The organism is Thalassoglobus sp. (genome assembly GCF_048270125.1).
In the GTDB taxonomy this organism is placed as follows: Bacteria; Planctomycetota; Planctomycetia; order Planctomycetales; family Planctomycetaceae; genus Thalassoglobus.
In genome coordinates, this window is sequence record NZ_JBLWTN010000005.1 from 320,480 (window position 1) to 330,757 (window position 10,278).

The 10,278-nt window shown below is 48.6% G+C and carries 2 protein-coding genes; one reads left to right on the plus strand and one right to left on the minus strand.

Annotated features, from left to right (window positions below; translation table 11 throughout):
* Positions 1-222 precede the first annotated feature (222 nt).
* Positions 223-5,616, plus strand: a complete 5,394-nt coding sequence (locus ACN0YR_RS09110; protein ID WP_417848891.1) for a CHAT domain-containing protein — start codon at positions 223-225, stop codon at positions 5,614-5,616.
* Between the two features lie 209 nt (positions 5,617-5,825).
* On the opposite strand, the gene ACN0YR_RS09115 is transcribed toward ACN0YR_RS09110, so the two are convergent.
* Positions 5,826-10,184, minus strand: coding sequence for a protein kinase domain-containing protein (locus ACN0YR_RS09115; RefSeq protein WP_417848892.1), 4,359 nt, complete (start codon positions 10,182-10,184; stop codon positions 5,826-5,828).
* Between the last annotated feature and the right edge of the window lie 94 nt (positions 10,185-10,278).

The following is a 10,278-nucleotide window of genomic DNA, read 5'->3' on the forward strand; positions in this document are numbered from 1 at the left end:
TCAGCCTTTAAGGGAGGAGATTTATCTTTTTTCTCAAGGCCTCAGAACCGATCTGAAAACCCGATGCTCAACGCCTTTTGACAGAGTGGTCAATCAATGTGATCATTCAATTGAAAAAAAGGATACGACTTCAATTCTTTATTTTGTGACTTGAGCTGTTCAATCTACAATCAATGAGCATGAAGAATTCCTGACAATGCTTGAATACGTCACGGCCTGACCATGAATCGATTTTATTTAGTAGTCACTCTACTCTTCTCGATGAATCCAGCGACATGCTTTGGACAGGATGATATTGAAGCGACAGCCGCACATTCCGATCTCAATCACCAGCGAATTGAATTGAACCGAAAGGTGCAGGAGACCTGGAAGAACGGAAATGTTTCTGATGCTCTTGATATGGGACTTCAACTGCTGGAAGTCGAGCAAAAACTCTTTGGCGGAGAGAGCGGAGAGAACGTTCGAATCGCTGAGCGATACGTTGTCTTGTGCAACTATGCCTTGGAGCTCAATCAAGTGGAACGGGCGCAGCGGTACTCAGACTCGGCAGTTCTTCATTATCGCCAGAACTCCTCCGAGAAGAGTTGGCAGCAAGCCGAAGCTGAACATCTCGAATCTGTCATTAAGAAACTGCTCTCTCTTCCCTTGACCGATCGCCAGGAACTCTTCGGTTCGGCTCGAGAACTTCAGTTGACAATGGAAGGGAATGACCCGAACCGTCAACTCGAAGCGGCTGAAAACCACGCTCGCCTGAGTCGAGAAATCTTCGGCGAACGGCACCCGTTGGCGATCATGGCAATGATGCATGTTCAATCCGCGCAGCTAAGACTTGGGCAACTCGAGACCGTCGGAACGCAACTTGAGAGACTCCGGATTGAACTGCAACAGGTCGAGCACCTGGAACATCCGAACCACGCCGCTCTCTTGTATTTACTCGCAGAGCACTCGGCATACATGGGAAAGATCGAGATCAGTCTCGACTTCGTCAATCAGTCAATCGAACATTTCAGACAGTCCGGAACCTTGCATCAGGGGACTTGTATTTCCGCAAAAATTCTCAAAGGGTATTTGCTCCTTTCGATAGGGCAGCACCAGGAGGCTCTTGCGCCTCTTCGAGAAGCCTACTCGACAGGAAAACTCGAAGGTTTGCTTCCAGGTAGCATACAGATCATCGCGGACCAATTATGCATCGCACTTCAGAAGTCTGCTCGTGCGGAATGGGAAGAGCAGAATTGGGAAAGAGCAGAGCAAATGGCAAAGGAATCCTATGGGATTGCTTTAGAACAGTGGGGTGAGGAGAACTTTCGGGCGATCGAAATTCGTATTGATCCAGTCATGACTGTTGACAGGCAATCATGGACAAACGAGCAGAACGAAACATATCAGCAAGTTCAGTCACTCCACCAGGAAATGCAATCACTCATTCAAGCTGGCGAACAACAGCAAGCCGTTGAGATTGCTAAACAGCGATACGCAAAGCTCGCGGATCTGTTTGGCCGCAAGAACTCTGAAACGTTGCGGGCCCGATATGATGTTCTGGTCTTACTAACGGACCCCAAGATTCGCGACTCGCAGGATCATGCAATACTCGTAAGTCAGATCAACGAATTCCTGAGAGTGACCGAGAATGTCTTCGGGAAAACTCATCCATTCTATGCGACCGCCTGCATGGGCTTCGCTGAATACTTCAATTCAAACAGTCCACAGAGGTTAAATCTGACCCGTGAAGCAGTGGCTAGTTTTCGAGCCGCCTTCACTGAGAATTCTGATGAATACATTGAAGCATTGACAGTCCTTGGTTGCCTCTTAGCTAAATATCTGGACGAAGAAGCAATCGAACATTTGAGCAGAGCGATTGACCTCTGGGAATCCCGTCCTAGTCGTGGATGCTATGCTCATTCCCTGGCAGTCGCCTCACTCGGAGCATTGTACTACAACCTCGATGACCCGTATGAGGCCCGGCACCTATTGGCGAAAGCGGTGGATCTGTTTCACAGCAACAAGAACGAGAACGTGAATTATGACCTCGCCGTCACACTGAACTATCTCGGGAATATCGCAGGTGTTTATGGTCGTTACTTCGATGGAATCAAGTATTACGAAGAGTCGATTTCACTTTTTGAAAACAACGCCTCGAATCCGTCAGCAGACCGATTTGGAAAGTCTATCGATGACTACACAAGAACTTATCAGTGGTGTCTATACAACGCATCTGAGCATTACAGTGAGACTGGTGACTTTGAGAGTGCTGAGCAAGTTCTGAAGAAACTGATCGCACGTTATCCCGACCAGAGTCCCATTGAATCTTATCGCAGCGCGCTCTATTCACTCACTATTGTCTACGCTAAGCAGGACCGCCATGACGAGGCAGCGAAGCTATTGCAAAAGGTGTCTCGCATTGTTGAAAAATATTTCGATGCCGGTCCTCTTGTTCGGGGAAAATTCTTTCTGAAAAGTGGTTACGCCGCATTGCTTGCTGATCGGAAACGAGAAGCACTCCAACAACTTGATCTCGCATTGGCTGAGTACCGGAAGATCGACAATCTGAACAAGATTGATCGTGTCGAATGGGGGTACTTCGATAACGATCTTCTAAGGTTAAGGGAGTACTACGAACGAATGCATGCCTGGGATCGTGTCGTCGAAGTACGAGAGTTTGCACAAGATTCAGAAGCGATTCTCTACGCGGACTCACCTGAGGTTCTCTTAAGACTCAAACAGGAACTCGAATTGGCACGGCGGATTGCATTGCTCACAGGCGAGGATCTGGAAGCCTATATACAACTTATTAAAGATACTGAGACGCTGAAAGATCACAAAAAAGTGGAAGTCACTCCTCAACTTCTTGGTCGTTCAGAAAGCATTCTCAAGAAGTCTACCGAAACTCTGGGACCGCTAAATCTTGCAATGATGAACTATGCTCAGGCAGCGGCCACATACTTCGAGGAGCAGGAAAACTATCAGCAAGCGATCCCAATGAGTATTTTAGCTTATACTTGTGGAGCTTCGAAATTGGGGGTTGAGCACTCAGATTCACTCACCTTTATGACTCGAAACTCACGCCTCCTGCGTGCGCTGGGACAGTATCAAGAGGCACTCAATTTTTCAAAAAAAAGTGTTTTCGATACAGCACAGTCTCGGGGCGACGAGGATATCGAGACTTTTGCTGCCCAATTCGAACTCGCACAGGTTTATGCAGAGATCGAAGATTTTTCCTCGGCTTTGCCGTTGGCTCGTTCGGCAAGCGAGGGTTTCCGACGCCTCTGGGGGGCGGAGAATCCAGAGTATGCCAATGCGGTTCGCCTGCTCGGTGAAATCTACTACGGAATCGGTGAACCAAACTTGGCACATGCCGAGATTCTCCGGTCACATGAAATCATCCAAAGACTTAAGGAGGTCACTGACCGCGACCGACTTCGTAGTGCAGCGACCGTTGCAGTTTCGACGGCCACCGACGATTCTCGGAAAATCGAAGCCCGTGAACGTTTTGAGGAGGTGGTGAAAGCTTACGAAACTGTCGATCGTGCTGAGTCTGCAGAGTACTTCGAATTGCTGATCGAGTATGGCGATGCACAAATGCGTTGGGATGAACTCGACAAAGCGGCAGAGCTGTTTGAACGAGCGGTGGTGGGACTGGCTAATCGTAAGAGTCACTACAAGCTGCAGCAGTCCGCTCAACAAAAACTTGGCATTGTTCAAAGAAAAAACGGAGAGTACGAACTGGCACGTGATAACTTAAATGAAGCCCTCAATCTTCAACGGCAACTCTTCGGTAATGAATCGCGAGTCATCACAGAAACACTTTTTCAGCTCGCAATTGTTGAGCACCTCCTTGGACAAGATCGCTCTGCTTTAAATCACGTGGTGAACTCCCTCCGACTTCAGCAACGTCAACTTTCTGAAATCGGTCGACTGCTCAGCGACACTTCGCTCACAAGCCTACTCGACCAAGACGAAAGACCACTCGACTTGTTGATCTCGATCATCAACAAAAAACAACCAGTATCTCCTGATATTCGAATGGCACTCGATTGGACAATTCAACGAAAAGGGTTGTCTCTCGATTTAAATTGCCGTTTGAAAACTTTTGAGCAATCACAATCTTTCGATTCCCAAACTCTCAATTTGATCGAAAAATTGAGAGTGCTTAATCAGGAACTCGCAGACTTGACGCTCGGTCAAGACGGGACACGTTCCGAGTCCGAGCTCGCAGCTCAACGCCGACAGAAACAGAGGGAAATTTCCGAAGGACAAGGGCAACTCAACGAGCGTTTACAAAACCAGGTTACTTCCGACATCGAATTTCAACTCGACACGGATCAACTCTCATCGAAGCTCGACAGTAATACAGCTTACATCGAATTCCTGAAGGTGAACCGATTTGCATCCGGTGCGCATGGGTACATTGCTTTCTTCGTTCGTAGGGAGAATGAACAGACCCAGATCCATTTCGCAGACCTGGGCAACTCCGATGAGATCGATAACTTGATAGAAGAGTTACGAGAGCAGACTCAGCGATTTCCGAGAATGCTGCGTCTGTCAACGGAAGAAGAGCTGGAAACACGGTACCGGCAACTATCGCAGGAACTGTATCATCGCCTTCTTGGGCCGTTTGAAAAACATCTTGATCAAGTGACAATTCTGACATTGAGCCCCGACGCGGGGATATCTGGAGTTCCGTTCTCTGCACTCGTCGACAGTTCAGATCACTATCTCGTCGAGACGAAAGAGATCAGTTACGTATCGTCTGCCCGTGATCTCACACGCACCCACGAACCGCCCGGAGTAGGGACTCTGGTGATCTCGAATCCGAACTTTGATGCCGAGGTCGAAGTTCGCGAGAGAGTCCTTGCGAAACAACAGGAGCAATCTACAAATCTGCTTGCGTTGCGAGGGGCGGACGGGATCGACTTACGATCACTGCGTTGGAAGCGATTGCCGGGAGCAGAATCCGAGGCTGGCGACGTACAGACGATTCTGGGTTCGACGGTTTACCAACCGGTCAATGTTTTTATTGGTGACGATGCCGTAGAAGAAGTCTTCAAGTCAGTACACGCCGCTCGAATCGTCCATCTGGCAACCCACGGCTTTTATGTCCCTTCAGCAGAAGAGGATGAATTCGATCGCGGTTCTGTCCGTTCGACTTCCAATCTTTCCCGGCTGCGAGCTGCAGACAATCCACTTCTTCGTTCGGGAATCGTGCTTGCCGGGGCAAACCGCTCCTCGTCAGTCACGAATGAAAATCGAAATCTCGAAGACGGATGGGTGACCGCTCAGGAAATTGCTCGGCTAAATTTTCGAAACACAGAACTCGTCGTGCTCAGTGCATGCGAGAGTGGTCTAGGGGACGTCTCATCGGGGCAAGGAGTCCATGGAATTCGACGAGCATTTATGAATGCTGGCGCTCATTCAATCCTCACAACTCTCTTTGAAGTCCCCGATGGTGAAACCCGCGATCTGATTCGTGCGTTCTATGAAGAGTTGGCGGCTCACCACAACCGACGCTCAGCCATTTCTAAAGCTCAGCGAACACAAATTGAGAAACGTCGTGCAGAAAACAGTGCTGCACACCCGTTCTACTGGGCCAGCTTCGTTCTTTTCGGAGATGTTGAGTAGGCTAAAATCTGAGTGAAAGAAAGGTTGGAGCATGCCGACATTTTGAAGCGGATTTCCCGCTTAGAGCAAACTGCTCCAGTAAAAATACTGTTCACCACGAGGCAGAACCTGCAAACCAATTCGAAAGATGCTCTGGATAGAATGGTTGAGTAATCCGTGTGAAGAGTGCGGATCCTCAGCGAGAATCCGCGTATGATATGTGCCGTTTGTTAACGCTTCACTTTTTTAGGCGGGAGCGAGTTGGAAGGAATTGTGGCGGCCAGTCGCACACCAAAGTGAAAGCTTTTTGTATCCGGATGATCATGATTTCGGTATGTTGGGCGGCAATGGATATATCCGTGGGTCATTGCTCCGCCTCGCAGGACGCGATGTTCCCCAACTTCAAGCGAGACTGGATCTACGCTTGGAGACTTCAGGTAGAAGTCGTGACGATAGCTGTCAGCACACCATTCCCAGACATTTCCGAGCATGTCATGAAGCCCGAATGCATTCGGTGTTCGCTCTCCACCTTTCTGCAAGTTGCCCTTCGAGTTCAAGTTGAACCAGGCGTATTCCTCCAATTCCTCTGGAGGATAGTTGGAACGCGGGTCCCCTGCCTTGCAGGCATATTCCCACTCTGCTTCAGTCGGAAGTCGAATCGTCAGCCCATCCAGCTCAGCTTTGGAATTCATTGCATCGACGAACTCTTTCGCTTCATTCCAGGTGACCTGATTCACTGGATGCTCCTTCGAATTCGCATAGACAGAGGGATTGTCCTTCAGCACTGACAACCATTCTCCCTGAGTCACTTCCTGCTTACTAAGATAAAACGGATTCGTGATCTGGACTTTGTGTCGCGGAATCTCAGCAGGAGTTCTTTCGGCGTTCCATTCACCTCGAATCGCGTTAAGAAACATGGATTGCTCGTGTTGATGACTGCCCATCTCAAACTCACCCGGCGGGATGAGCACAAAGGTGATTTTCTCTCCTCCCGGAAGGTCAACTTCCTTCTCAATAGGCACACTCAGGTACTTTGCCCAGGCTTCCTGATGCTCTTTCGCCTTTGCTTCGTTGAAAGGTGAAAGAGCGATGGAAGGGGCCTTTGAATGGCTTGACGCGTCAGCTGTTGTGTTTAATGAAGGTTGGAGTCTTACTTCCCCCCTCACTTCAATTTGAGCTTTTGAAAGATCGCCATGCCCTGAGAATTTAACCGTGGTCGGGCGAACGGTATTCCAATGCGGTAGCGAGATTCGTGATCGATTTCCGGCGAATCGACCAACGTGAACTCCATCTAACGTGACATCAATTTCAACGTTCTCTCCCTTATGGCGAATTTTCCCCGACAATTGTTGCCACTTACCATATTTAAGTTTCGCATCGTTATTACGGAATTCTTCTGCAGCGTCACGGTCTTCTTTCCCATCGATTTTCATCAATGCACTGCCTTGTCCTCCGATATGGACACGAATCGCCTGATCGTCTCCGAGTGGAAAATCAACTTGAATAGGATCGAAAGCTGATTGCTTGAACTCAAAATCGATGTCGTAGTCTCCATGAATCTCATTCGTGAATTCTGCTGCCACCCATTTGTGTGTTTTTTTTGTCGCTGTGCCGTGTCCTTTCAGCACTTCATCTTTGAATTCCCAATTCATGTTCTCGGATTTCAAGATTTCCAGATCTGTACTCAACGAGAACGACCTTTGCTGAGACGAATCCATCTCCAGTGCAACCCACTTCGCCCCGATGATCTTCCCATCGTGCCCGTTGCCGGAGGAGTCTTTGAGGATGTCGCCGCTGCCTTCTGTGAAATCATAGCGAACTTTGGTTTCTGACGAATTTTTGAAGGCAACTGGAGTAAAGTTTTTAGTGTAGCGTATCCCTTTAGAGATCTGGAAATCGTATAGAGTGCTGGCGAGGAAATTTTCTGGTTGGTGTTCCCCAGCTGCTCCAAGTCGTAAGTCTGCCGATTTGTATTGGTTAAGAATGCGTTTAATGAAGGCATCAGTTTTCTCTGAAATACCATTCCTGTCGTAACTGTCAGTCAGCAACTTTCCATTTACAAATAGTTGTAGTTCGTCACCTGTCCATTGCAATGCTGCATGAACTAATCCTGATTTCTCCTCTTCATAACTCAAATAAGAACCCTTATAAATGCCGACATACACTTCGCCCTTCTCCATCAGCCCAATATTTACAGATACGTCAGCTGCATCGGAAAGGGCTAGCTGACATGGTCCGAATTCAGCAAGAACCCGTGAGAAGCTTTTTGAACCATACCGATTCCTTGGATCAAACCATGCCTCCAGGCAGAATGGCTCTGACAGATTGATCTGAATACCTAATGTGTCGACATGATTTTCTTGAGACTGGAAACTTAACCCTGAGTGAAAATGAACTCCTGACCTCTGCGTCGTTTCTGAAGCAGTTCCACCTAATCCCCACGAAGAAGCAGCATCGGTTGAGCCTGAAATTAGATCTGCATCAGATTCGTCGAAATTTGAAAGTTTACGAATTTCAGCTTTGTTCAAGGCTCGATTGTAAATTCTGAAATCGTCAAGTGAGCCCATGATTTCACTGCCGATCACCAGGTCATCGGCTTGATCTGCGAGCTTTCCGAGAAGTGGGTTTGATCGATAGAGTTGTCCGTTATACCAGATTTCAGAATGATCCCCTACACAGTTCAGAACAATATGATTCCACGAACCTCCAAGTAATCCATCTGGCTTCCACTGTCCAGAATCTCGAAAGACACGTTCTGGTGATCCAACCAGGTTGTAGATAAAATTGATCCGTTGATGCCCGGTTGTTATGTCCATCAATCCATGCTTGATGAGCGATCGACCAGTACCATTTTCGTCGAGTTTGCACCAAAAAGCAAAAGCCATGTTGTTGGTAATCTCCAGAGACCGAGAGGCTGGCACGATCATCTTTCCTAGGTCAAACCGCAACGAACGTTTGCCTGCAAGTGGTGATGGGGCCGGATCAAGCATCCAACTCACTTCTCCTTCAAGACGTCCATAATTTTGATTCCCAGCAGCATCTCCAATTCGATCCCCATTCCCTTCCTCGAAGTTCCAGGAACCGGCTAGCCCATCCTCTAAGCGAATTTCATCAACATCATTCGGCTTTGTTGTTGGACCGTGAATATTCTTCGGAGAATGGTTTTCATTTTTATGAGAGACTGCAATTTCTCTATTCACAATTTTCACAAAAAGAGCAGTTTTTCCATCTTTGGTGACAGTAAACTCTTCGACGTGGGTGGAGAGTCCTTCTTTTTCGAGCTTGAGTTTATGTTCTCCCGCTGAAAGTTTGATGACCTTGCCATCGTTGTCGATGTTGAGAACTTTGCCGTCCACACTCAGCGTAATCGTTGGATCGTCCAGCGTAATCTGCACTTCGTACTTGCCAATGCGGACGAGGAAAACGATTCCCAGCAGCAGAATCAAACCGCCCAGACCGCCTGCGATGAGGAACTTTTTCGGGGGGCCGCCAGAGCTGGTGGTGGCTGTCACCTCTGATTTGGAACTTGCTTTGCCAGTTGACTTTGGCTTCTTCGCTGTCTTACTTTTCTTCTCTCGCAACTGTGCAGCGTATGACTTTGGCTGAGCGACCGAGATTAAAGCCGGGTTCGATTCTTCATTCGCGGTCGGAAGCGACGTTGGCTTCGGTCCGGTCTTCTTTGCCTGTTCTTTCTTCTGTCTCTTGCCCGGATTATGCAGAACTTCCTGTAAGTCGCTCGCGACGTCAGTCATTGACTGATAGCGCTTATTCTGATCGCCTGCCATCATTTTCAGGCAGATTTTTTCCAGTCCAGGATCTATATCTGGTCGAAGAGCTGATGGCTTTTTTGGGTTGTTGAGAGCGATTTGTTGCAGGATTGCCATCAGGTTGCCCTTGAAAGGCATTTCGCCTGTGATCAACTCGTACATAATGATGCCGAGAGCGTAAATATCGACTCGGTGATCGATCGCTGCCTGATCACCAGCCACCTGCTCGGGAGCCATATACGCGGGCGTACCGAGGATCGCTCCACTCTGCGTCACCTGCACATCATCGCTATCACTGCGGCGGGCGAGACCGAAATCCATCACGACTGGCTCGCCTTGAAGATCGACCATAACGTTGGCGGGCTTCAGATCGCGATGGATCACACCGATCTTATGTGCTTGTTCAAGCCCCAAGGCCAGCTTACGGATAGTCGTGATGATCTGTTTTTCAGAATGTTTCTTCTTCGACTTCGTGAAGTCCTTCAGCGGACGACCTTCGATGTACGCCATCGTGATGTAGTGCTGACCATCGATCTCCCCAACATCATGGACCGGACAGATATTCGGGCTGCGGAGTGTCGCTGAGGCCCGGGCTTCCCGGTAAAACCGTTCGAGGAGTTCTTCGTCGTCAACGCCATTCCCGTCACCGAACTTTGGGATTTTGAGAGCGACAGCCCGATCCAGTTGCGTGTCTTGAGCGAGATAAACCGCCCCCATTGCTCCCTGACCAAGGACTTTTTGAATCGCGTAACGACCGAAAGTTTCCGGAATCTCAATGTTCGGCGCTGAGTCTGAATTCTGCCGCTGGTGGTCTCGAGTCACTGAGGTTTCCGAATCGGCCATTCCTCGGACAACGGTTTGAGCGGTTGGGTCATCAATCGGATTTTCAAGATCTTCAGCTGGTTTGACGACTGTC